Below are 24,140 nucleotides of genomic sequence, written 5' to 3' on the forward strand. Positions count from 1 at the left end.
AAAAATGAAAAAGATAGTGCTGTTTTTGACCGTTTTAATAAGCTTAAATTCTTGCCAAGGTCAGGAAAAGAAAAAAAATACGGCTGAAGCCAAAACCACTCCCATCACTAAAACTGATGCCGAATGGAAAAAGGAATTAACACCTGAACAATATGAAGTACTGAGAGAAAAAGGTACTGAAAGAGCTTTCACTGGCGAATATTGGAATCATTTCGAGAAAGGAAAATATGTTTGTGCTGCTTGCGGAAACGTCCTCTTTGACTCCGATGCTAAATTCGTGTCAGATTGTGGATGGCCTTCGTTTGATAAAGCCATAAAAGGATCTGTAATTTATGAAACCGATACTTCTTTTGGGATGCAACGAACCGAAGTGATGTGTGCCAAATGTGGCGGACATCTAGGTCATGTTTTTGATGATGGTCCTGAAGAAACTACGGGAAAACGTTTTTGTACCAATTCGGTTTCGGTGAAGTTTGTTGCGAAATAAAAGACTTGATTACACCTGACAGGTTTCTAAAACCTGTCAGATGTTTGAAAAAAGATTAAAGAATGCCTTTTGATTTCTCCCGAAGTTTCGGGATAGCCCCGATGCTGGAATTGTTTGAGCTCTCAAACCTGTGACCAAACAGGTTTGAAGCGAGTTCCTGCAGCGGGAAAATGGATTGAACAAATGCCCTAAAGTAATGCTCCTAAAAATTATAAACTATGGAATATCCAATAAAAAAAACAGAAGAAGAATGGAAAGCCGAGTTAGGCTTGGAACGTTATAAAATACTGCGTCAAAAAGGAACCGAGTTTCCGCATTCGGGAAAATACAACCTTCATTATGAGAAAGGAACCTATTGTTGTGGCGCTTGTGGAACGCCTTTGTTTGAAAGCAACTCAAAGTTTGATGCGCATTGTGGATGGCCTTCCTTTGACGAATCTATTCCCGGAACGGTGGAATATATAAAGGACACCACTCACGGAATGATTCGCACGGAAATTGTGTGTGCCAATTGTGGTGGACATTTAGGTCACGTTTTTGATGATGGCCCTACGAAAACAGGACAACGGTATTGTGTGAATTCGCTTTCGGTGGATTTTAAGGAAGAATAAACACAGATTGCACAGATTATCACAGATTTTTTAAAACCAAAAACGCCGTCAAAATAATTTTTGACGGCGTTTTTGTATTTGAAGTTTTAAATTTTAGTTTCCTAAAAGATAACTAACGGTTACATTCGCGATGATTTCGATTTCACCAATAGCAAGTGTTTCTTTGGCTTCAGCACCATCAAATGATTTCATTTCCATTGCAGCATACATTGGTCCTGGATAGTACGGTTGTGAGTTATCGGTAATAGTGTAAGCCATTCCAACTTTTTGTCCAGTTACAGAAACGAAGTCATCCGCTTTAGCTTTAGCATCTTTCATCGCTAACTTTCTAGCTTCTGATTTATGTTGCTCCATTTTTGAAGATTTGAATTCGATGTTTCCAATTGAATTTACCCCTGAACTTACCAAACCTTCCATCAATTCATCATACTTATTAAGGTCTTTCAATAAAATTTGAATCGTTTGTGTTGCATAAAAAGTGGTTTTCTTTTTCTCATAATCATATTGAGGATTTAGCGAAACTCTTTGTGTCTGATAATCTTCCTTGGCGATGTTGGCTTTTTTAATGTATTTGATAACGGCATCAATTTTTTCATCGTTTTGTTTTTTTACTTCTGCCGAATTGTTTCCTCTAGTTTCAACCGAAACCGAAATGCTAACTTGGTCTGGAACTACTTTTACTTTACCTTCTCCAGAAACCGAAATTAAAGGAACTTGCTTGAACTCTTGTGCTTGTGCAACCGTCATGACCATTGTCATTAAGATTAAAAATGTCTTCTTCATGATTGATTTTTTTTTTTATTAAGATTGATTGTGGGTATTCAAAAGCTGTGCCATTATAGCTTGCCGAGCTTGGCCATTATGAAAAGAATTACGATTGGAATGGCTAAAGCAACAACTGTCAGCGTGTTATCTAAAAACATATGTGGTTCTTTTACCAATGTAATTAAATAACCTCCAATTGCTCCACCAAAGTGTGCCGTGTGTCCGATGTTATCATTTTTAGCTCTCATTCCATAGATTGAATATAATAGGTATAGAATTCCAAAAAGATAAGCAGGAATAAAGAAGTTAATCATCATCATTGGCTCAAATAATATAGCGGAAAATAAAACTCCCGTTACCGCTCCAGAAGCTCCAATGGCACGGTAACTATAATCATCCTTGTGCATCATTAACGTCAAAAGGCTTCCAAAAATTAAGCTAAAAAAATATACTAACACAAACGAAAGTTCGCCCATATAGGCAATCACAACGGGTGCAAAAAAGAAAAGTGTTAACATATTAAAGAATAAATGCGAGATGTCAGCATGTAAAAATGCCGAAGAAAACATTCTCACTTGGTCTCCAGAACGAATACTACCTATGTGGAACTCATATTTCCGAAAAAACATGATGTCATTAAAACCCTTGAAACTAACCAATACATTCAGCAAAATAATTGCGATTAAAACTATGCTCATTAAATAAATATTTATTTACAAATTTAGTCTTTTTAGATTCAACACTTTTATAGAAGTTATCAAATTCGGAGAATTAGCAGTATATTTGCACAAAAATAATAATACCCTTATGCAGTTACTTGCCTTTCTATTGATATATCCAATATTATGGTGCATTTCAATATTACCCTTCCCTATTTTCTATAAACTTTCCGATTTTGTTTGCTTCTTTGTTTACCGTGTTTTTGGTTACCGTAAAAAAACAGTTCGTAAAAACTTGGCCATGACTTTGCCTCATCTTTCAGACAAAGAGCGTTTAGAAATCGAAAAGAAATTTTATAAACACATGTGTGATTTATTTATGGAAATGATCAAAACCATGACCATTTCTGAAAAGGAAATCAACAGACGATTTGTGATCACTAACATCGAACTGATTGCCGAATATGAAGCAAAAGGTAAAAGTGTGGTTTTGATGTGTGCTCATTATGGAAGCTGGGAATGGCTGATTAATATTGCAAAGAAAATTAATTTTAGAAGTATTGGTGTTTATAAAAAGATTGGGAATAAATATTTTGATAAATTGATCCGCGATATTCGTTCTCGACTTCACGCTGAATTGGTTGAAACCAAAAGAACCGTTGAGCTAATGGAGTATAATGCTGCTCATGGAATCAAGGCTTTTTATGGCTTTGCAAGCGATCAATCCCCTCAATTGATGAAAGCCAAATACTGGGATGATTTTATGGGTTTTGAAGTTCCTGTTTATACGGGTGCCGAAATGTTAGCCAAAAGACTTGACATGAACATGCTTTTTGTAAAAGTCAGAAAAATAAAAAGAGGTTTCTATGAAGCTACACTCATGCCATTAGTTGACAATCCTAGAGATTATCCAGATTATGAAATTACAAGTTTATTCTTGAGAGAAGTTGAAAAACAAATCCTAGAACAACCTGAATATTATTTTTGGACGCATAAACGTTGGAAACATATCGGTAAAAAAGCTCATGCTCCAAAAACTAAGCAAACCAGCTAGCTACCATTTCTTTTTCGAATGATTGAGCTTCCTTGTGTATAAATTCGTTAGAATTTTTATTATAATCGTATTCTTTTGACCACTCTTCGTGGTTTTCTGCCAATGCTTTTATACTATTACAAACAAATTCGATTTCTTCATTCGTAGTCGTTGGATGAATAGACATTCTGATCCATCCTGGTTTTTGAATCAAATCTCCTGAATCAATCTGACAGATTAAATTATGTGAAGTTTCTTGGTCGACATGAAGTAAATAATGGCCATAAGTTCCAGCACAACTACAACCACCACGAGTCTGGATTCCGAAACGGTCGTTTAATAATTTTACACCTAAATTAAAGTGCAAATCATCAATATAAAACGAAATCACTCCTAGCCTATTTTTATGCTGATTGGCTAAAATTTTGATATTGGAAACACTTCCTAATTCTTCAAAAACAAATTCCACGATTTCATTTTCTCGTGCCAAAATGTTGTCAATTCCCATTTCTTCTTTCAACTGAATAGCAAGTGCTGTTTTGATAACCTGTAGGAAACCTGGTGTTCCACCATCTTCGCGATCTTCAATATTATCGACATATTTATGTTCGCCCCAAGGGTTTGTCCAACTTACGGTTCCTCCTCCTGGATTATCCGGAATCATATTATTGTATAATTTCTTATTGAAAATCAGTACTCCAGAAGTTCCTGGTCCGCCCAAAAATTTATGTGGCGAAAGAAAAATAGCATCCAAATAACTTTCTGGATCTTCAGGATGCATATCGATTTTTACATAAGGCCCTGAACAAGCAAAATCTACGAAGCAAACACCATCGTTTTGGTGCATGATTTTGGCTACTTCGTGATAAGGCGTCTTGATTCCTGTAACATTCGAACACGAAGTTATGGAAGCAATTTTTATCGGGCGATCTTGATATTTAGTTACTAAATCTTTAAAATTATTCAAACAGAAAAGTCCTTTCTCACAAGCCGGAACCACCACTACATCGGCAATTGTTTCAAGCCAAGAAGTCTGGTTCGAATGATGTTCCATGTGAGTAATAAAAACAATCGGTCTTTTTTCTGAAGGAATATTTACATGAGGTTTCAAATTTTCAGGTACTTTCAAGCCGAGAATTCTTTGGAATTTATTGATAACTCCCGTCATTCCGCTTCCATCGGTAATCAAAACATCATCCTGATTGCTGTGAACGTGTTTCTTGATGATGTGTCTTGCCTCATGATAGGCCATTGTCATAGCGGTTCCCGAAACCGTAGTTTCGGTATGGGTATTGGCTACAAAAGGACCAAATTGGTTCATTAATTTTTCTTCAATCGGACGGTAGAGTCTTCCACTTGCTGTCCAATCAGTATAGATGATTTTTTTTCTGCCGAAAGGCGAATTGAATTCTTGGTCAATCCCAATAATATTCTCTCTGAATTTTTGAAAATATACTTCTAGTTCGGTTTTTGGTTTGCTTTGTGTAGTAATCATCTTTTGAAACTTTAATGAAGCCCAAAGGTATAATTATTTTATCAAAAAAATAATAAAGAGGTTTCAATACTATCGATATGATTTTGTAATTCACAAAAAGGATAGTTTCTTTGATAAAAATGAAAAAAAAAAAAAAAAAACACTATATGGGTTTATATATAAGTATCTTATTTTTAAACTTTAAACTCTTTCCATATTTTTTTTTAAAATCTTGAATGAGGTTGTTCACATCACTTCCAGATTTAGGAAACTTTGAACTTACTACAAAACCAAAACGCTTGTCTTTTGGAATTTTTATTATATTTTCTTCAAAATAGGTAATAGTGTTTATTATTTGCTTTTTAGCTTGTTCAACATCACTACCTTTTAACTCAACAAAATAAAATTCATCATTCAAATTTCTTATAAATCCAAAATCACATTTTTTTTCTTGATTATTAACGATAAGACAATTATCAATTCTCATTTTAATAAAATTTTCTTTTGAATCTATTTCAAACTTTTTGCCTTTCTCATTAGCTACTTTATTATTTACACAACAATCATTATTTTGACAAGATTGCTTATGTGATTCAATAAGTTCATTATAATTACTGTGCATATCTTAAATCTGTTAGTTTATCAAATTCAACAGAAATAATATCAGAAACACTGTCTATTACATTCGTGTCTATACTTTTAAATTCTTTATTTTTGATAGAATAGACTTTCCCATTTTTTACTTCATAAACTGAGATATCGTTATAATCAATCCAATTGCTTTCAGGAACTATTGCATTTATTTCTTCTTTTAAATCAGGATGTTCATTAAAGGTATTTTTGGCCAACATTAAAGTGTCTAATGAGGATAAAACATAAGGGCTATGAGTAGTAAAAATAATTTTATGACTCTTATTTTTTATTTTCCCAATTAAGTAATCTATCAATTTTTTTTGCTTTACTGGGAAAAGGTTCAATTCAGGTTCTTCAATAATAAATGATTTATTATAATCACCTTCATATTTATTGGTTTCATATTCAATTACTAATAATAATGGAACTAATGACTGAATACCACTTGATGATTGGCTCAAAAGCAATCTTGTCTTATTGAGAATTATTTCATCATTACCATTATTAAAATTGTAGTCTAAATCAAATTTTTTATAACTAGAGGAATTAATCTCTTTTCTAGCAACTTCATATTTTGATGCAAAATCTTTATAACACTCAGGTAATGCAACATTATTAGCCCACAACCCCGAGAGAGAATTATTTATTAATGAAAATAATATTCTTTCAGCCGGGATATAAGTTGAATACATATTAACTAAAGATAATTCTAAAGCCTTTTCAATAAAACTATTTTTATCAAGTTCTAAAAATTTAGCCTCAGGAGTTTCTTTTATAAACTTTTCTATAACAGATTCTACTATACTTTCAATTCGTTCTAAATTTTTTTTCTTTGTCTCAGCATCAACAAGAACTATTTGATTATCAATTAATTCTAATAATTTATTATTACCGTCATAATAAGCAATTTTTGCTTTGCTAGTGTTGAATTCTATATTAAATTTTTTTAATTCTCCAGCAAAATCAATACTCTCATTTTTTTTTGTTGATAAGATTAAAAAACTATCTCTAAATATTGAAACCAATTTAGCCAAAACACTTTTCCCTGTCGAAGTATCGCCAATAAAGACAACATATTTAGTTAGCTCGATTTCTGCTTTTTTTATAGGTCCGAAATTTCTAACAATTAATTTTTCCATCTTCTTGATTTATGTAGTGTAAAGATATAAAAAAAGCGAACCAATTAAAGTTCGCTTTTCTATATATAAAAGTGTTTTATTATTTCACTTCTTCGTAGTCAACGTCTTGAACGTTATCTCCTTGAGCTTCACCTTGTGGTTGAGCATCTTGAGCTTGTTGTCCAGCTTCACCTTGAGCATACATTGCTTCAGTAGCTGTTTTCCAAGCTGCATTGATGTTGTCAAGCGCTTTTTGAATTGCAGGAAGATCTTGGTTTTCGTGAGCTAATCTCAATTCTGTTAAAGATTGCTCAATAGAAACTTTATGTCCATCAGTTAATTTATCACCAAGTTCTTTCAATTGACTTTCTGTTTGGAAAATCATAGAATCAGCTTCGTTTAATTTCTCTGCTTTTTCTCTTGCAATTTTATCTGCATCAGCATTTGCTTCAGCATCTTTTTTCATTCTTTCGATTTCTTCAGCTGTCAAACCAGAAGAAGCTTCGATACGGATATCGTGAGATTTTCCAGTTCCTTTGTCTGTTGCAGAAACTTTGATGATACCATTAGCATCAATATCAAAAGTTACTTCAATTTGTGGAACTCCTCTTGGTGCTGGTGGAATACCATCCAAGTGGAAACGACCGATAGTTTTGTTATCAACCGCCATTGCTCTTTCTCCTTGCAATACGTGGATTTCAACTGTTGGTTGAGAATCTGCAGCAGTAGAGAATACTTGCGATTTTTTAGTTGGGATCGTTGTGTTAGCCTCAATTAATTTTGTCAAAACACCACCCATAGTTTCAATTCCTAAAGATAAAGGTGTAACGTCAAGCAACAATACATCTTTTACATCTCCAGAAAGTACACCACCTTGGATTGCAGCACCAATTGCTACAACTTCGTCAGGGTTAACACCTTTTGAAGCTTTTTTACCAAAGAATTTTTCAACTTCGTCAGCAATTCTTGGCATACGTGTAGAACCTCCAACAAGGATTACTTCGTCAATGTCAGATGTAGAAAGACCTGCATCTTTTAACGCTTTAGCAACTGGCTCCATAGAACGTTTTACTAAAGAATCTGTCAATTGCTCAAATTTAGAACGTGACAATTTTTTAACCAAGTGTTTTGGTCCTGAAGCCGTAGCTGTTACGTAAGGCAAGTTGATTTCTGTTTCAGCAGAAGATGACAACTCGATTTTTGCTTTTTCAGCAGCTTCTTTCAAACGTTGCAATGACATTGGATCAAGACGCAAGTCAATACCTTCTTCAGATTTGAATTCGTCTGCCAACCAGTCAATGATAGTTTGGTCAAAATCATCTCCACCTAAGTGAGTATCTCCATTTGTTGACAATACTTCGAAAACTCCGTCTCCTAATTCAAGGATTGAGATATCAAAAGTACCACCACCTAAATCGTAAACTGCGATTTTTTGATCAGTTCCTTTTTTATCCAAACCGTAAGCTAAAGCTGCAGCTGTAGGCTCATTGATAATACGCATTACTTTCAAACCAGCAATTTCACCAGCTTCTTTTGTAGCCTGACGTTGAGCATCGTTAAAGTAAGCTGGAACAGTGATAACCGCTTCAGTAACGGTTTGACCTAAATAGTCTTCAGCCGTTTTTTTCATTTTTTGAAGTGTCATTGCTGACAATTCTTGTGCAGTATATAAACGACCGTCAATATCAACACGTGGTGTATTGTTGTCTCCTTTTACTACATTATAAGGTACTCTTTTTGCTTCTGCTGTAGTTTCTGAGAAACTGTGTCCCATGAAACGTTTGATAGAAGCAATAGTTTTTGTAGGATTGGTTACCGCCTGTCTTTTAGCAGGATCTCCTACTTTAATTTCTCCACCTTCTACAAAAGCGATGATAGATGGCGTTGTTCTTTTTCCTTCCGAGTTAGGGATTACCACTGCCTCGTTACCTTCCATTACAGAAACGCAAGAGTTTGTTGTTCCTAAATCGATTCCAATTATTTTACCCATTTTATTATATTTAATTTTAGTTTTTTATTTGTTTCAAACTTATTCGTCTAAAAGCAATGACTGTGCCATGAGAAAAAAACTATGGAAATTGTCAGTTTTGAAGTGACTGACTTTATTAAATATGACAAGATGACATTTTGAACCGTCTTTTTTTAATGACAAAGATTGGCAAAATGTTTATCCCGAAGTTTCGGGAGAAGCCTAAAGTTTTTAGACTAACCCCCGACTGGAGGGAAAATGGTATAAATAAATGCCAAAGTGATGTTTCTAAAAAAATTACCATATGAGGCATTTAAGGACATATAAATTTTATGTTAAATTTAATACGTTTACTTACTTCAACAACCTATTTAATTGTCAGTTGGTTTATCAAGAAACTTTATCTCACCAACTTCAAACGATTTAACCGTCCCATCTTCTAATTCAACAATTGCACTAATGCCTTTATCTTTTCCTTCTTCATAATGTTCCCAACAATGAAAATATCCATTTGCGTACGTTGGTTCAATGAATTTCCATAACCTTCTTCCTGTATCGTCTGACAATTGTTTCCTCTTTGTCAACTGAACTTCAACTTTTCTTAATTTCATGACTTACTATATTAAATTATTGAAAGCCAAAGATAATTTATTTCATCTATTAAAACAAACAAAATAATAGAAAAAATCTATAGTAAGTTTTTTCTTAAAAATAAAAATGTACATTATCGAATATTTTATACTTACGAAAGGTAAAGGCAATTTTAGAGCTATCCTTTTAAGTTAAATACAAATTTTAAAAATCACTTGTACTAAACTATGATTCGTATTCAGCCCATTTCTTTCTAACTTTATTTACAAAAAGAAGTGTGCAGCTTAAACCATGATAAAATATTCAAGGAGCAAAAACCAAACAAACTGGTGAACATACTTCGATTTTTTTACCAGTATCCGTGAGCTTTCCTGTTTTGATATCGCGCTTGAAAATAATGATGTCGCTGGTGTACTGATGTGCGACAAGCAGGAAATTTCCAGACGGATCGATGGCAAAATTTCTCGGACCTTCACCACCTGTTTTCATAAAAAACTTGAAGTTCAGCTTCCCGTTTGGTTGTATTTCGAAAGCTGTAATATCGTTTGCATCACCTCTATTTGTGGCATACAGGAATTTTCCGTCAGGTGAAATATGGATGTCAGCGGCACTTGTCTCGCCTTTGTAATCGTTGTCGACAATTTGGGCTTCTTCGAGTTTGAGAAGCTGCTCATTTTGATAGGCAAAAACCGTGATGGTCCCGTCGAGTTCTTGAAGCAGATAGGCAAATTTCGCGTTTGGACTAAAGGTAAGATGTCTTGGTCCACTTCCTCTTTTTACACCGATGCTGTCCTTTATTTCAAGAATATTGGTTTCAGAATCAGGGTTGTATTTGTACATATAAATCTTGTCTGTTCCTAAATCGTTCGCCAAAACATATTTTTTGTCGGGTGTAAATTGCACCATGTGAACGTGTGGAGCTTCCTGGCGTTGGGGATTTCGGCTTTTTCCCTTGTGTTGGATGATTTGCTTGGCTTCGGTCAGACCGCCTTTTGCATCTTTTTTGAAAACCGAAATATTGCCACCCGAATAATTGGCGGTAATTACGTTTTTAGTGTCATTTAATAGGTAACAGGGATCGGCTCCACCTGCATTTTGAGTATTGACTGGAGTTAATGTTCCTTTTTTTGGATTGAAACCGAAAGTACTGACTTTACTGTCGCTACCATTTTCATTAACACTGTACACAAATTTATTATCTTCTGAAACAGCAAGAAAACTTGGATTTACTACTTTTTCGGTTGACGCTTTTAGTTTAAAATCGGCCGTTTCAGTATTGAAATCATACACATAAATGCCTTTGCTTTCGCAAGATTTGGTGTAGGTTCCCACAATTAGATTGACGCTTTTTTGTTGGGCCAATATGCTTTTTGACATTAAAAGGATGATTACTATAAAGGAAAACTTTTTCATTTTTATAAATTTATGGAAAACAAAAATAGGTTTTTGTGCGTTTGAAACCACAACCTGATAACGGCTTTTGCAAATTTTTATGATTTAAAATTTAAAATTTAAATGGTAAAAAAATAAAAAGTAGTATTTTTGACAGCAGTTCAGTGAACTCCACTGACAGTAATGCTTTTGAAGTAAATTTAAATCGGAATGCAGTTTAAACATCCAGAAATTCTTTATTTTCTTTTTCTCCTTCTCATTCCAATTCTGGTTCATTTATTTCAATTAAGACGCTTCAAAAAAGAATATTTCACGAATGTTCGCTTCCTTAAAGAACTTTCCATACAAACTAGAAAAAGTTCCAAACTCAAAAAATGGCTACTTCTTGCTACAAGGCTTTTGATTTTGGCGTGTATTGTTTTGGCTTTTGCACAACCTTTTTTCAAGGCAAAAGACAGTAACAATACGACAAACGAAATGTACATCATTTTGGATAATTCGTTCAGCATGCAAGCCAAAGGACAAAAAGGCGAATTGCTAAAAAGAGCCGTTGAAGATGTATTGGAACATGCTCCAGAAAACCAGACCTTTTCATTGATTACGAATTCTGAAACGTTTTGGAACACCGATGTAAAATCAATTCAAAAGGAACTTCAGAACCTGAAATACAGTGCTTTTCCATTTCAATTGGAAAGCCTGATGGCGAAGGTAAAATCGCGAAAGTCTCCTTATAATAAGGATGTAATTATTATTTCAGATGCTGTTGGTTTGGAAGCCAAGGACCTGAAAAGTATCAGTCCGGAGTTCAATACTTATTTTATTAATCCGAAAAGTGAACAGAAAAATAATATTTCTATCGATAGCGTTTTTATCGAAAATACATTGGATAATTTCTATGAAATTGGTGTAAAATTATCCGCTTATGGCGAAAATTCCGCAGAAACGCCAATTGCCATTTACAACAATAAAAAGCTGATTGCTAAAACGTTGGTTCAATCTGAAGAAAAACAAAAAACCATCAACTTTACGATTCCAAAGGAAGATTTCCATGGTTATGCTTCGGTTTCGGATAATTCTTTGGAATATGACAATCAGTTGTTTTTCAGCATTACAAAACCAGAAAAAACAAATGTAATCAGTATTGGAAGTGCTGAAAAAAACCAGTTTCTTTCTAAAATTTATACCGAAAAAGAATTTACCTATTCTAATTTTGAGCTGAATGCTTTAGATTATAATCTGCTTGAAAAACAAGATGCAATTGTGCTGAACGAGTTAAAGGAAATTCCGCAGGCTTTGCAAACTACCTTGAAATCGTTTATTGAAAAAGGCGGAAATGTGGTGCTGATTCCTTCAGAAGAAAGTTCAATTTCAAACTTGAACAGTTTTGTTTCAAATTTTGGAAACATCCAATTTAAAACTTTACAGAATACAGAAAAGACAATCACTAAAATTGCTTTCAATCATCCGCTTTACGCAAGTGTTTTCGAAAAGAAAATTGATAATTTTCAGTATCCAAATACTAAGATTGGATTTCAAGTTGCATCAAATTCTCCAGCTGTTTTGGGCTATTCGGATCAAAGTGCGTTTCTAACTGCTTTACAAAACCAAGTGGCTTCGCTTTATGTTTTTTCGGCTCCGATAAACAAAGCAAACAGCAACTTTCAGAATTCCCCTTTGATTGTTCCAACATTTTATAATATGGCTCAAAGTAGTCAGAAAACGGGTATTTCGGCTATAAAAATCGGAAACAACAATCCTGTTTTAATTGATGCTTTGATGACAAAAGACGAAATCGTTTCGGTAAAAAATGCTGATGAAAATTTTGTTCCAGTTCAGCAGATTTTAAATAATAAAGTTAAACTGACCTTTAACGATTATCCTAAATTGGCAGGAAATTTTGGTATCTACAAAAAAGACGAACTATTAAAAAATATAAGTTTCAATTATGACCGAACCGAAAGTGATGTCACTTCCGCAAATAGTGATTTGCTTGATGACTACAAAGTAATTGATTCCATTGAAACCGTATTTGACACCCTACAAACCGACCGAACAAATAATGAAATCTGGAAATGGTTTCTATTCCTAACACTACTCTTTTTAATCACTGAATTATTTATTCAAAAATTTGTAAAATGAACCTGATCATCCGAGACGCAAAAATTATTGATGCTAAGAGTCCTTTCAACAAGAAAATTGTTGATATTGAAATTTCTGACGGAATTATCAAGACAATTGGTTCAAACCTTGAAAATAAAAATAATACGAAGGAATTGAAACTAGATAATCTTCACGTTTCACAAGGCTGGTTTGACAGCAGTGTTTCCCTTGGAGAGCCTGGTTTTGAAGATAGAGAAACAATTCTTCACGGTTTGAATGTGGCAGGAAAAAGTGGTTTTACTGGAATTGCCTTGCAGCCTAACTCCTTCCCGATTATCGATAATCAATCGCAAGTTAGTTTTGTAAAATCTAAGGCAAATAATCTTGCTACAGAACTTTTTCCAATTGGAGCTTTGACCAAAAACAGTGAAGGAAAAGATTTGGCCGAACTTTTTGACATGAAAAATGCAGGAGCTGTCGCATTTGGAGATTATAATAAAAATTTAGATAATGCTAATTTGTTGAAAATCGCCTTGCAATATGTTCAAGATTTTGATGGTTTGGTAATCGCTTATAGTCAGGATACAAACATTAAAGGAAGCGGTGTTGCTAATGAAGGAATAGTTGCAACAAGACTTGGGTTGAAAGGTATTCCGGCTCTTGCCGAAGAATTGCAAATCGCTAGAAACCTTTTTATTTTAGAATATACAAGTGGAAAATTACACATTCCGACGATTTCTACTGCAAAATCAGTCCAGTTGATTAAAGAAGCTAAAGCGAAAGGCTTACAAGTGACGTGTAGTGTTGCAGTTCATCACTTGGTTTTAACCGATGAAAAACTAGAAGAGTTTGACACCCGTTTTAAAGTAACACCACCACTTCGAACCGAAACTGATCGAAAAGCCTTAATCAAAGGTGTAAAAGATGGCACGATTGATATGATTACATCCGACCATAATCCGATGGATATCGAACATAAAAAGATGGAATTTGATTTGGCAAAAAATGGAACTGTCGGTTTGGAAAGTGCCTTCGGAGCTTTGATGACGGTTTTACCATTAGAAATTATAGTTGAAAAATTAACTTCAGGTAAGAATATTTTTTCAATTGAAAATCAATCAATTGAAGAAAACAAAAAAGCAAACTTAACTTTGTTTTCTCCAGAAGAAGAATGGATTTTTGAAAAGAAAGACATCATTTCAAAATCTAAAAATTCAGCCTTTATCGGAACCAAAATGAAAGGAAAAGTATTTGGAATTTACAACCAAGAAAAATTAAATATTTACAAATAATTGAAAAGCATGAATAGTATCGAAGAAGGGAAAAACATTGCCATTGTAAGTTATATTACCATAATTGGTTCGGTAATCGCCTTGATTATGAACAGCGAAAAGAAAAATGCATTTGCCTATTTCCACATTCGTCAGGCCTTGGGCATTTTTATTACGTTTTTTGCTTTTGGCTATTTTATTGGTTATTTTGATAGCTGGATGATCACTTCAGCCTTTTGGGTTTTTATTTTTATCTTGTGGATTTATGGGTTTTTAGGAGCCTTGGAAGGAAAAATGAGAGTCGTTCCGATTGTTGGAGAATTATACCAGAAACTTTTTAAAGGAATACAATAAACATGAATCTATCCCTATTTCATCTTGTTAGAGAACCAAAAATAAAATCAGATAAGAATCCATTGATTTTGTTACTTCATGGATATGGAAGTAATGAACAGGATTTATTTTCGTTTGCAAGTGAACTGCCCGAAGAATATTTTGTAGTATCAGCAAGAGCTCCTTATGACTTGCAATATGGAAGTTATGCTTGGTATGCCATCAATTTTGATGCGAATGAAAATAAATTTTCAGATCATGAACAAGCCAAAACCTCACGTGATTTGATTGCCGAATTTATCGATGAATTGATTGCGAATTACCCGATAGATAAAGAAAACGTAACGTTAATTGGCTTTAGCCAGGGAACTATTTTGAGCTATGCCGTTGGTTTATCTTACCCTGAAAAAGTACAGCGAATTATCGCCTTGAGCGGATATTTGAACGAAGAAATCATAAAAGAGAATTTTCAAGAGAATGATTTCAGCAATTTAAAAATGTTTATTTCCCACGGAACTGTTGACCAGGTTATCCCTGTTGATTGGGCAAAAAAAGCACCTGGAATTCTTGAAAAATTAGGAATTAAAACGGTTTATAAAGAATATCCTGTTGGTCATGGTGTAGCACCACAAAACTTCTTTGACTTAAAAAACTGGTTAGAAAGTAATTAAAAATTTGTCACAGATTCACAGATTGTTAAGTTTAAAAATCTGTGAATCTGTGGCTACTATTTTATTGTTTATGATGCAAAACCGTTTCAGCTACTTCAAACGAAACCGTTTTATCCTCATTGATAAAATATTTTATAATCACTTCTCCCCAAAGACTTCCATCGCTAAAATCCGCAATAATCCATCTGTGATTTAAGACTTTAGCTTTGTTGATAATGAACTTTTGAGCATTCATTTTATCAAAACCTACATACGGATTTCCATTTGGTAAGTCATTGAATTCCATTAGTTTATCTTTTACAAAAGGAATTAATTTTTCGTGATTTATAAATTCACCAGTTGCATCATCAGCAAAATAATCCTGAGCATTCTGGTTGGTTTCCAAGGCAAAATAATTAGCATCATCCAACTGATTGACAACCAAATTCAAACTATCTCTTAACTTCGTATCGAGTTTTTTATAGCTTTCTTGTTCTGCTTTTACCTGTTTGCTGTAAAACATATAAGTGAAAATATTGAATAAAACAGCAAGAATAAAAAGATAAAGCAATAATGATTTCTTCATTGTAGTGTTAAATTTTAAATGGTTATTTCTAAATTATCATAAGCCAAAAATACGTTTTCTGGCAAAGTTTTTTCAATTTCTGCATGAAAGCCAAAAATGTGGCTGATGTGTGTCAAATAAGTCTTTTCGGGCTGCAGTTTTTCTATAAATTCCAAAGCTTCTTCGAGATTAAAATGGGTGTCATGAGGCTCTATTCGCAAAGCATTTACCACTAAAACTTTAATCCCTTTTAATTTTTCCAACTCGCTTGGTTCAATCGTTTTTACATCTGTGAGATAGGCAAAATCATCAATCCTGTAGCCAAAAACCTGAAGATTTCCGTGCATTACATCAATTGGAATCACTTTTTTATTTGCAATTTCAAAAGGATGGTTGTTTATAACTTCGTTCGTTTGAACTGATGGAGCACCTGGATATTTGTTTTCATTTTCAAAAATATAATCAAATCTCTTGGTTAGATTATCGAGAACTCTTCGATGTGCAAAAACGGGAATATCGCCTTGCTTGAAGAAAAAAGGCCGAATATCATCCAGACCGGCTGTATGATCCGCGTGTTCATGGGTGAATATAATTCCGTCTACTTTTTGGCAGTTGGAAGTTAGCATTTGTTGCCTAAAATCTGGGCCACAATCAATTACATAGGAGGCATTTTCCCATTCAATCCATACTGATACTCGAAGCCTTTTGTCTCTCGAATCAGTACTTTTACAAACAGAATGGTTGCTACCGATAACTGGAATTCCCTGTGATGTGCCTGTACCTAAAAAATAGACCTTCAATTGCGTTAATTTTTTACAAAAATAAGATTAATTCTCTTTCGGAAAAGTCCTATTTTGTTAACTTTGTCATTATTATAATCCTAAAAAAATAAATGGATACCGAAATAACATTAAAGGGTGATAAAGTTATTGAACAAATCCCCTCAATCAAGGACAAGGCTTTACGAATAAATTTAAACGAAAACATATACGGCACTTTTGCCGAAATTGGTGCGGGTCAGGAAACTGTAAGACATTTTTTTAGAACAGGTGGTTCCTCTGGAACTATTGCGAAAGCAATGTCTGCCTACGACAAAGACTTTAGCGACTCGATTTATGGCATTGAAGCAGATGGAAGATATGTTACAGAAAGTCGTTTGAAAAAAATGTTATCCCATGAGGTAAACCTTATTGAAGACCGTTTGAAGAGAGAAAAACATCCGAGTAAAATGTTTTTCAGTTATGCCAATACGGTTGCTACAATCGATTTTGCAAAGCAATTTAAAGGTCATGGTTGGGTTGGTATTAAGTACCAGATTGAACCAGATGAGGATTATAATGAAATCATTATCCATATTAGATTTAAAGAGACTGATGCACGTTTGCAACAAGAAACACTTGGAGTTTTAGGTGTTAATCTAATATATGGTGCTTTCTATAAATATAATGATCCTAAAAAATTACTTCGTTATTTATACGATCATTTAGACAAAGATCAATTAGAGATCGACACTATCAACTTTTCAGGACCTCGTTTTGCAGATGTTGACAATCGTTTGATGAGCTTGCAATTGGTTAAAAATGGAATGACAGATGCCGTAATGTTTAATCCTGACGGAAACAACATCTTACCTGCTGCTATCCTTTACAAAAAAAATATTCTTGCCTTGAGGGGAAGTTTCCGTCCGGTTACGAAAGTAAATATGGATATGTATGAAAAATCCTTGAATATGTTCCTTCAAGAAAACAAGGTAGAGAAAGACAATACTTTGGTTGTATTTGAGATTACACTTTCAAACCTTCGTTCCGATGGGGAAATTGATGAACGAGATTTTATGGACAGAGCCGAATTGCTTTGTTCTTTGGGGCAAACCGTAATGATTTCAAATTTTCAAGAATATTATAAAGTTGTCGAGTATTTCTCTAACTATACTAAAGCTCGAATGGGATTAGCTATGGGTGTCAACAACCTTATTGATATTTTTGACGAGAAATACTACCGTCATCTAAGTGGTGGAATCTTGGAAGCTTTTGGAAAATTATTCTATAGAGATTTAAAAGTTTTCCTTTATCCGATGCTTGACGAAGAAGGTCATGTTATAAATTCAGAAAATCTAAAAGTACATCCTCGAATGAAAGAATTATATAAATTCTTTAAGTTCAATGGTAAAGTAATTGATATTGATGAATTTGATCCACAGCATTTACAAATCTTTTCAAGAGAAGTTCTAAAAATGATAAGCAAAGGAAAACCAGGATGGGAACCTTTACTTCCAACTGGTATTGCAGAATTAATCAAAGAACACCGTCTTTTTGGATATGATCCAAATAAAGTGTTAGAAGCAAATTAGTGTTCAGTGTTCAAATTTCGGAAACTTATAAAAAGAAAGCTATTTTCATATTTTGAAAATAGCTTTCTTTTTATTTAGCAAACTGAAAACTGCCAAGAACACTATTTTAAAATCTGCGAAGCATGTGCTTTAGTTTTTACATCGGAAATAACTTCTTCAATTATTCCATTTTCATCGATTATAAAAGTCACACGGTGAATTCCGTCATACGTTCTCCCCATAAATTTTTTAGGTCCCCAAACCCCAAATGCCTCAATAACTGATTTATCCTCATCTGCCAAAAGCGGGAAAGGAAATTTAAATTTGTCCTTGAACTTTCCCTGAGCCTTTTGAGAATCGGCACTCACTCCAAGAAGTGCATAATTGTTCGCCTGAAAACGTTCATAATTATCTCTCAAGTCGCAAGCTTCGGCAGTACAACCTGGCGTATTTGCTTTTGGATAAAAGAAAACCACTAACTTTTTTCCTTTATAGTCTTCAAGTTGGTGAAAGTTATTGTCCTGATCAAATCCTGAAAAATCTGGAGCTTTGTCTCCCTTTTTTAATGTCGTCATAACGCTTATATTTGTTAGGTTAAAACTACACAAAAATGAACAAAGAAGAACGTGCAACGTTTGTTATTAATACGTTAAAAGAAATATACCCTACGATTCCAATTCCACTTGATCATAAAGACCCTTATACTTTACTGATTGCCGTGTTACTTTCAGCTCAATGCACCGATGTTCGGGTGAATCAAATCACGCCTTTACTTTTTGCGAAAGCTGATAATCCGTATGATATGATAAAAATGTCAGTGGAAGAAATCAAAGAAATTATTCGTCCTTGTGGCTTATCGCCAATGAAATCAAAAGGAATTCACGGTTTGTCCCACATTTTGATTGATAAATATAATGGAGAAGTTCCACAAAGTTTTGAAGCATTGGAATCTTTGCCTGCAGTTGGACACAAAACAGCAAGTGTTGTCATGTCGCAAGCTTTTGGAGTTCCCGCTTTTCCTGTTGACACACATATTCACAGGTTGATGTACCGATGGAATCTGACCAATGGCAAAAATGTAGTTCAAACCGAAAAGGATGCAAAACGGATCTTCCCGAAAGATTTATGGAACGATTTACACCTGCAAATCATTTGGTATGGAAGGGAATATTCTCCGGCACGAGGCTGGAATTTAGAAAAAGACATTATCACCAAAACCATCGGGAGAAAATCAGTGTTGGAAGAATATTATAAAAAAAATCCCGTATCATTCTAAACGATACGGGATTTTCTTAGTTAGCGATACACTCAATTTTCATCTTACCCACTTTAACAAAGCTCAATGCTTTCGAGTAATTTAGTAAAAAAGAAACGGTTTCTTTCTTTGGTTTCATAGTTGAATTCGCTAACGCTTTTTTAGAGTAAATTTTTGCCATATGATAAGGGGTTTTATCATATAACGAAATTCAGCTCCAAATATTGTTAGTTTGTCAAAATTATTTGATTTTTTTCGATCACTTTTCGCAAATTCATTAAAGCATAACGCATTCTTCCAAGTGCAGTGTTGATACTAACACCAGTCAATTCTGATATTTCCTTGAAACTCAGGTCTTGATACATTCGCATTACCAAAACTTCTTTCTGATCATTTGGTAGCTCATCGATTAATTTTTGCAAATCATTTTCAACCTGACTTGTAATCATTTGGGTTTCGATGTTCGGATTATTATCAGACATGATAGAAAATATAGAAAATTCTTCTGTTTCTCTAAACATAGGCATTTTTTGTGCTTTCCTGAAATAATCTACAATCAAGTTATGGGCAATTCGCATCACCCAAGGAAGAAATTTACCTTCTTCATTGTATGAGTTTGATTTCAAGGTTTTGATGACTTTGATAAAAGTATCCTGAAAAATATCATCTGATAAATCTCTATCACCAATTTTTGAATAAATAAAACCGTAGATTTTCGATTGATGCCTGCTGATTAATGAAGCCAAAGCGTTTTCGTCTCCTGCAACATATTTCCGTACCAACAAAGCATCGGGGATTTGAACATTAGCCATAAAATTAACTTTTTAGTTTTTGGTTTAAGTTTCCGAGAATTTCTCTAAAAAGTAATTTTTTGTTATAGGCAACTGTTAATTAAAGATTAAATAATACCCAAATGTAACATAAAATATTTTCAACATCCAAATGTAAATTGAAATTTTAACATTTTTCGTACAATAAAACTTAAAAACAATTCGGTTTTATTGCAAAAACACTTGAGTTTAGTAGATAATATTACACAATAAGCATACCATAGTCGTTTTTAAAAATTATATAATATTTGACATTTGCCACACAATAAATCTATAAGCAGAATGATTACCTTTGTGAAAATTCACTTTTTCTAATGCAAATAGACATCTCCACTCTCGAACCGAAGAAAAATATAATCATCAAAGGAGCTCAAGTTCATAACCTGAAAAACCTTGATGTTGCCATCCCACGAAATAAACTAGTAGTGATTACAGGCCTTTCGGGGTCTGGAAAATCTAGCTTGGCTTTTGATACGTTGTATGCCGAAGGCCAACGTCGTTATGTAGAAAGCTTGTCTTCCTACGCAAGGCAATTTCTTGGACGACTCGACAAGCCAAAAGTAGAATACATCAAAGGAATCGCTCCCGCAATTGCCATCGAGCAAAAAGTAAATACTACAAATGCTCGTTCTACTGTTGGTACATCTACCGAAATATATGATTATTTGAAATTGCTTTTTGCCCGAATCGGAAAGACCTACTCTCCTATTTCTGGACTTGAAGTCAAAAAAAATACGGTTTCGGATGTTATCAATGATGTAAAAACATTCGAAGTTAACAGCAAATGGTTGCTTCTCGCTCCAATTCACGTTGAAAAAGGACGAACGCTCGAAGAGAAATTAGGCGTTCTATTGCAGCAAGGTTTCTCGAGGATTTTGGTGAACAATGAAACCATCCGCCTGGATGAATTTGCGGAAGCGATGGAGAAAATCAGCAAATTGAAATCCAAGAAAGAGGTTTATTTAATTGTAGATAGAATTGTCTTGAATCCAGAAGTTTCGGGAGAAGAAGAATTCTACAACCGCCTTTCGGATGCGGTGCAAACTGCCTTTTTTGAAGGCAAAGGCGAGATTTATCTTCAGGAATTAAATACTGAAAAAAAATATACTTACAGCAATAATTTTGAGTTGGACGGGATTACCTTTCTAGAGCCAAACGTGCATCTCTTCAGCTTCAACAATCCGTATGGAGCTTGTCCGGTTTGCGAAGGTTATGGCAATATCATTGGGATTGATGAAGAACTTGTGGTTCCAAATACTGCCCTTTCTATCTATGAAAATGCCGTTTATGCTTGGCGTGGCGAAAGTATGGGCTGGTACCGCGACCAACTCGTGAATACCGCCTATTTGTTTGACTTCCCTATCCACAAGCCGTATTATCAATTATCCGAAGAGCAAAAAGACGTGCTTTGGAAAGGAAACAAGCATTTTACAGGACTCTATGATTTCTTCAAGGAATTGGAAGAAAAAAATTATAAGATCCAAAACCGCGTGATGCTGTCGCGTTACAGAGGCAAGACCAAGTGTTATGCTTGCAAAGGAAAACGTTTACGTCCAGAAGCTTCATATGTGAAGATTGCCGGGAAAACCATTTCTGATTTGGTCGATTTGCCTATTAAAAATCTGACTGCTTTTTTCAAGCAAATGGAATTGTCGGAATTTGACCAGAAAGTAGCCAAACGTTTATTGATTGAAATCAACAACCGCTTGAGTTTCCTGGTAGAAGTTGGTTTGGAATACCTTACCCTAAACCGTAATTCTGCCACACTTTCGGGGGGTGAATCACAGCGTATCAACCTTGCCACTTCATTGGGAAGCAGTTTGGTGGGTTCGATGTATATCTTGGACGAACCAAGTATCGGATTGCATCCAAAAGATACCGAACGACTGATCAATGTGTTGATTTCTTTACGTGATTTGGGCAATACCGTTATCGTGGTGGAGCATGACGAAGACATCATGAAAGCCGCCGATATGATTATTGATATTGGTCCCGAAGCAGGAACTTTCGGTGGAAAACTCGTTGCTCAAGGAACCTATGACGAAATCTTGAAATCGGATTCGTTGACTTCTAAATATTTGAATGGAAGCCTAGAAATCGAAGTTCCAAAAAGCCGAAGAAAATCAGGTGCTTATATCGAAATATTAGGAGCTCGTGAAAACAATTTGCAGAATGTGGATGTTCGCTTTCCGTTGGAAGTGTTGACCGTAATTACAGGCGTTTCTGGTAGCGGAAAAAGTACATTGGTCAAGAAAATCCTGTTTCCAGCGATGCAAAAAAAGCTTGACGGTGTTGGCGAAAAGGCTGGACAGTTTACCGAAATGCGAGGCCATTATCACAAGATTCACCATATTGAGTATGTAGATCAGAACCCGATTGGGAGAAGTTCGCGTTCCAATCCGGTGACGTATATCAAGGCGTATGACGATATCCGTGATTTGTATGCCAAGGAAAAACTATCCAAAATAAGAGGCTATCAGGCCAAGCATTTCTCTTTTAATGTAGATGGCGGAAGATGCGAAACCTGCAAGGGCGAAGGCTCGATCAACGTGGAGATGGTGTTTATGGCCGATGTGCAATTGCCGTGTGACACCTGCAACGGCAAACGCTTCAAGAAGGAAATCCTGGAAGTGAATTTTGAAGGAAAAAATATTGACGACATCCTGACGATGACCGTTGACGATGCCTTGGCGTTTTTCAAGGACACCAAGCAGACCAAAATAGTGCAGAAACTGCAACCTTTACAGGATGTTGGTTTAGGCTATGTGCAATTGGGGCAGTCCTCTTCTACCCTTTCTGGTGGTGAGGCCCAGCGAATCAAGCTGGCGTCGTTCTTGGTGAAAGGTAGCACGAAGGAAAAAGCCCTGTTTGTTTTTGACGAACCTACCACGGGACTGCACTTTCACGACATCAAGAAATTGCTGACTTCCTTTGATGCCCTGATTGAAAAAGGCCACTCGATTATTGTGATTGAGCACAACCTCGATATGATAAAATGTGCCGATTGGATTATTGATCTAGGTCCCGAAGGTGGCGAAAATGGCGGACAGATTTTGGCCATTGGAACACCTGAAGATGTGGCGAAAAATAAATCATCGGTTACGGGGAAATATTTGAAGGAGAAGTTGTAGGTTTTAATACTATAATGATTTAATGGAATTTATTCACTTTGTTGAGACGCAAGAAGTCACAAATATTTTAAATAATGGTATCAAAGCTACAGATAATTATCGTGGTTTAGGAATTCTTATCTATCCATATCTTAAAATTCCTTTTCGAGCACCAACTGTAGATTATTTATCTGAGGAAATTGAAGTAAATAAAAAATCAATTGAAGAATGTTGGGCTATTATTGCATCCGCAAAACTAAGACAAGAAAAAAAGAAAATTACAGCCTTAATTTTTCAGTGCGAACTTAAAAATTGGCCAATTGAAGTCTTCATTGATATAGATAGTGAAATTGCTACTGATTTTGCAAAAGCATTTGAACTTATTGAAGATGATTTAGTATCTTATTATAATTCCAAGAACTTGTCTGAAGTTTTAAAGTCAATAGAGTTTTCCAACTTTGTCCTTGAAAGTAGGTTTAAAGTTTACTCTGAATTGGGTCTAAAGTTGCTGATAGATAGTTTTACAAGTGTGAATGGTGGAATTTGGAAAGCCCATTCTTTTGATTGCATGACATTAAACTGCATAGATCCAAAATCAATAATTAAGATTATAGATTTATAAAATTTCCCTCGGCTGGCGCATTCTATGATAAAAAACAAATAAAATATTAAAAATTAACAGGCAAATTTATATGTATTTACATATGGAGTTTGTCTGTTAATTACGCTAAAAACACGACTTATAATTTTACATCTAATGTTGTTTAATACTAGCATCGAATTTTTACCTTCGGCTTTCTTTTTATTATAATATTCTTTTAACTGTGGATCATATTTGATAGCCGTCAATGCACACATGTGAAGCAATGATTTCATCTTTTTGTCTGCTAAATGACTCACCTTGGTCCTGCCTTTTACACTGGTTCCTGATGAATATTCAAAGGGTGCTACTCCCGAATAGCAAG

General features: G+C 34.7%; 24 protein-coding genes. 11 read left to right on the plus strand and 13 right to left on the minus strand.

The annotated features are described in order from the left end of the window. Nucleotides 1-4: 4 nt before the first annotated feature. Both msrB (G508_RS0109005) and msrB (G508_RS0109010) read left to right on the plus strand, forming a co-directional pair. Nucleotides 5-487 (plus strand): peptide-methionine (R)-S-oxide reductase MsrB, encoded by a 483-nt coding sequence (gene msrB / locus G508_RS0109005; RefSeq protein ID WP_026705010.1) that lies wholly within the window; start codon nucleotides 5-7, stop codon nucleotides 485-487. A gap of 218 nt (nucleotides 488-705) precedes the next feature. Next, a complete protein-coding gene (gene msrB, locus G508_RS0109010) occupies nucleotides 706-1,098 on the plus strand; it encodes a peptide-methionine (R)-S-oxide reductase MsrB (RefSeq protein WP_026705011.1) in 393 nt (130 codons plus the stop codon). A 93-nt stretch (nucleotides 1,099-1,191) separates the two neighbouring features. Here msrB (G508_RS0109010) and G508_RS0109015 read toward each other — a convergent pair whose 3' ends face one another. Next, the gene (locus tag G508_RS0109015) at nucleotides 1,192-1,881 is read right to left on the minus strand and encodes an SIMPL domain-containing protein (protein ID WP_026705012.1); all 690 of its coding nucleotides are present in this window, start codon (nucleotides 1,879-1,881) and stop codon (nucleotides 1,192-1,194) included. A 53-nt stretch (nucleotides 1,882-1,934) separates the two neighbouring features. Next, entirely contained in the window at nucleotides 1,935-2,561 is a 627-nt protein-coding gene (locus G508_RS0109020) for a rhomboid family intramembrane serine protease (RefSeq protein WP_026705013.1), read from the minus strand. Between the two features lie 109 nt (nucleotides 2,562-2,670). Here G508_RS0109020 and G508_RS0109025 point away from each other — a divergent pair, with 109 nt between their 5' ends. Then, nucleotides 2,671-3,576, plus strand: coding sequence for a lysophospholipid acyltransferase family protein (locus G508_RS0109025; RefSeq protein WP_026705014.1), 906 nt, complete (start codon nucleotides 2,671-2,673; stop codon nucleotides 3,574-3,576). Here the strand turns inward: G508_RS0109025 and G508_RS0109030 are convergent. From G508_RS0109030 to G508_RS0109060, 6 genes are all read right to left on the minus strand, one after another. After that, the gene (locus tag G508_RS0109030; RefSeq protein ID WP_026705015.1) at nucleotides 3,560-5,050 is read right to left on the minus strand and encodes an aminotransferase class V-fold PLP-dependent enzyme; all 1,491 of its coding nucleotides are present in this window, start codon (nucleotides 5,048-5,050) and stop codon (nucleotides 3,560-3,562) included. The two genes, G508_RS0109025 and G508_RS0109030, sit on opposite strands and share 17 nt — an antisense overlap. 142 nt (nucleotides 5,051-5,192) lie before the next feature. Then, nucleotides 5,193-5,651 (minus strand): hypothetical protein, encoded by a 459-nt coding sequence (locus G508_RS18770; RefSeq protein ID WP_035694429.1) that lies wholly within the window; start codon nucleotides 5,649-5,651, stop codon nucleotides 5,193-5,195. After that, nucleotides 5,641-6,801, minus strand: coding sequence for an AAA family ATPase (locus tag G508_RS0109040; RefSeq protein ID WP_026705016.1), 1,161 nt, complete (start codon nucleotides 6,799-6,801; stop codon nucleotides 5,641-5,643). The genes G508_RS18770 and G508_RS0109040 overlap by 11 nt, the downstream gene beginning before the upstream one ends. Before the next feature lie 79 nt (nucleotides 6,802-6,880). Next, entirely contained in the window at nucleotides 6,881-8,770 is a 1,890-nt protein-coding gene (gene dnaK, locus G508_RS0109045) for a molecular chaperone DnaK (protein WP_026705017.1), read from the minus strand. A 350-nt stretch (nucleotides 8,771-9,120) separates the two neighbouring features. Then, nucleotides 9,121-9,360: a hypothetical protein gene (locus G508_RS0109055; RefSeq protein WP_026705018.1), complete on the minus strand. Its 240-nt coding sequence runs from the start codon at nucleotides 9,358-9,360 to the stop codon at nucleotides 9,121-9,123. A gap of 283 nt (nucleotides 9,361-9,643) precedes the next feature. After that, complete coding sequence (locus tag G508_RS0109060; protein ID WP_026705019.1) at nucleotides 9,644-10,753, minus strand: lactonase family protein; 1,110 nt, start codon at nucleotides 10,751-10,753, stop codon at nucleotides 9,644-9,646. A gap of 189 nt (nucleotides 10,754-10,942) precedes the next feature. Between G508_RS0109060 and G508_RS0109065 the strand changes: the two genes are divergently transcribed. Genes G508_RS0109065 through G508_RS0109080 form a run of 4 tightly spaced genes read left to right on the plus strand, consistent with a single transcriptional unit; the run spans nucleotide 10,943 to nucleotide 15,107 of the window. Further along, complete coding sequence (locus tag G508_RS0109065) at nucleotides 10,943-12,871, plus strand: vWA domain-containing protein (protein ID WP_026705020.1); 1,929 nt, start codon at nucleotides 10,943-10,945, stop codon at nucleotides 12,869-12,871. Continuing rightward, entirely contained in the window at nucleotides 12,868-14,124 is a 1,257-nt protein-coding gene (locus G508_RS0109070) for a dihydroorotase (protein WP_026705021.1), read from the plus strand. The genes G508_RS0109065 and G508_RS0109070 overlap by 4 nt, the downstream gene beginning before the upstream one ends. A 9-nt stretch (nucleotides 14,125-14,133) precedes the next feature. Next, the gene (locus G508_RS0109075; protein ID WP_026705022.1) at nucleotides 14,134-14,457 is read left to right on the plus strand and encodes a DUF4870 domain-containing protein; all 324 of its coding nucleotides are present in this window, start codon (nucleotides 14,134-14,136) and stop codon (nucleotides 14,455-14,457) included. Between the two features lie 2 nt (nucleotides 14,458-14,459). Next, nucleotides 14,460-15,107 (plus strand): alpha/beta hydrolase, encoded by a 648-nt coding sequence (locus tag G508_RS0109080; RefSeq protein WP_026705023.1) that lies wholly within the window; start codon nucleotides 14,460-14,462, stop codon nucleotides 15,105-15,107. Nucleotides 15,108-15,168: 61 nt separating this feature from the next. On the opposite strand, the gene G508_RS0109085 is transcribed toward G508_RS0109080, so the two are convergent. Further along, the gene (locus G508_RS0109085; protein WP_026705024.1) at nucleotides 15,169-15,672 is read right to left on the minus strand and encodes a hypothetical protein; all 504 of its coding nucleotides are present in this window, start codon (nucleotides 15,670-15,672) and stop codon (nucleotides 15,169-15,171) included. 14 nt (nucleotides 15,673-15,686) lie between these two features. Then, on the minus strand, nucleotides 15,687-16,451 hold the full coding sequence (locus G508_RS0109090) for an MBL fold metallo-hydrolase (protein WP_026705025.1): 765 nt from the start codon (nucleotides 16,449-16,451) through the stop codon (nucleotides 15,687-15,689). Nucleotides 16,452-16,543: 92 nt separating this feature from the next. Here G508_RS0109090 and G508_RS0109095 point away from each other — a divergent pair, with 92 nt between their 5' ends. Further along, nucleotides 16,544-18,001: a nicotinate-nucleotide adenylyltransferase gene (locus G508_RS0109095; protein WP_026705026.1), complete on the plus strand. Its 1,458-nt coding sequence runs from the start codon at nucleotides 16,544-16,546 to the stop codon at nucleotides 17,999-18,001. Between the two features lie 101 nt (nucleotides 18,002-18,102). Here G508_RS0109095 and bcp read toward each other — a convergent pair whose 3' ends face one another. After that, nucleotides 18,103-18,555: a thioredoxin-dependent thiol peroxidase gene (gene bcp / locus G508_RS0109100; protein WP_026705027.1), complete on the minus strand. Its 453-nt coding sequence runs from the start codon at nucleotides 18,553-18,555 to the stop codon at nucleotides 18,103-18,105. Nucleotides 18,556-18,590: 35 nt separating this feature from the next. Here bcp and G508_RS0109105 point away from each other — a divergent pair, with 35 nt between their 5' ends. Continuing rightward, nucleotides 18,591-19,256, plus strand: a complete 666-nt coding sequence (locus G508_RS0109105) for an endonuclease III domain-containing protein (RefSeq protein WP_026705028.1) — start codon at nucleotides 18,591-18,593, stop codon at nucleotides 19,254-19,256. Between the two features lie 206 nt (nucleotides 19,257-19,462). Here G508_RS0109105 and G508_RS0109110 read toward each other — a convergent pair whose 3' ends face one another. Beyond that, nucleotides 19,463-20,047, minus strand: a complete 585-nt coding sequence (locus G508_RS0109110) for an RNA polymerase sigma factor (RefSeq protein ID WP_026705029.1) — start codon at nucleotides 20,045-20,047, stop codon at nucleotides 19,463-19,465. A 332-nt stretch (nucleotides 20,048-20,379) separates the two neighbouring features. Here G508_RS0109110 and uvrA point away from each other — a divergent pair, with 332 nt between their 5' ends. Further along, nucleotides 20,380-23,196, plus strand: a complete 2,817-nt coding sequence (gene uvrA, locus G508_RS0109115; protein ID WP_026705030.1) for an excinuclease ABC subunit UvrA — start codon at nucleotides 20,380-20,382, stop codon at nucleotides 23,194-23,196. Between the two features lie 22 nt (nucleotides 23,197-23,218). Next, nucleotides 23,219-23,797 carry a hypothetical protein gene (locus G508_RS0109120; RefSeq protein WP_026705031.1) on the plus strand — a complete coding sequence of 193 codons (579 nt, stop codon included), beginning with the start codon at nucleotides 23,219-23,221 and terminating at the stop codon, nucleotides 23,795-23,797. A gap of 53 nt (nucleotides 23,798-23,850) precedes the next feature. On the opposite strand, the gene G508_RS0109125 is transcribed toward G508_RS0109120, so the two are convergent. Beyond that, the coding region (locus G508_RS0109125; protein WP_026705032.1) for a transposase at nucleotides 23,851-24,140 on the minus strand (290 nt) is incomplete at its 5' end.

The sequence above is a fragment of the Flavobacterium soli DSM 19725 genome (assembly GCF_000422705.1).
GTDB classification, from domain to species: Bacteria; Bacteroidota; Bacteroidia; order Flavobacteriales; family Flavobacteriaceae; genus Flavobacterium; species Flavobacterium soli.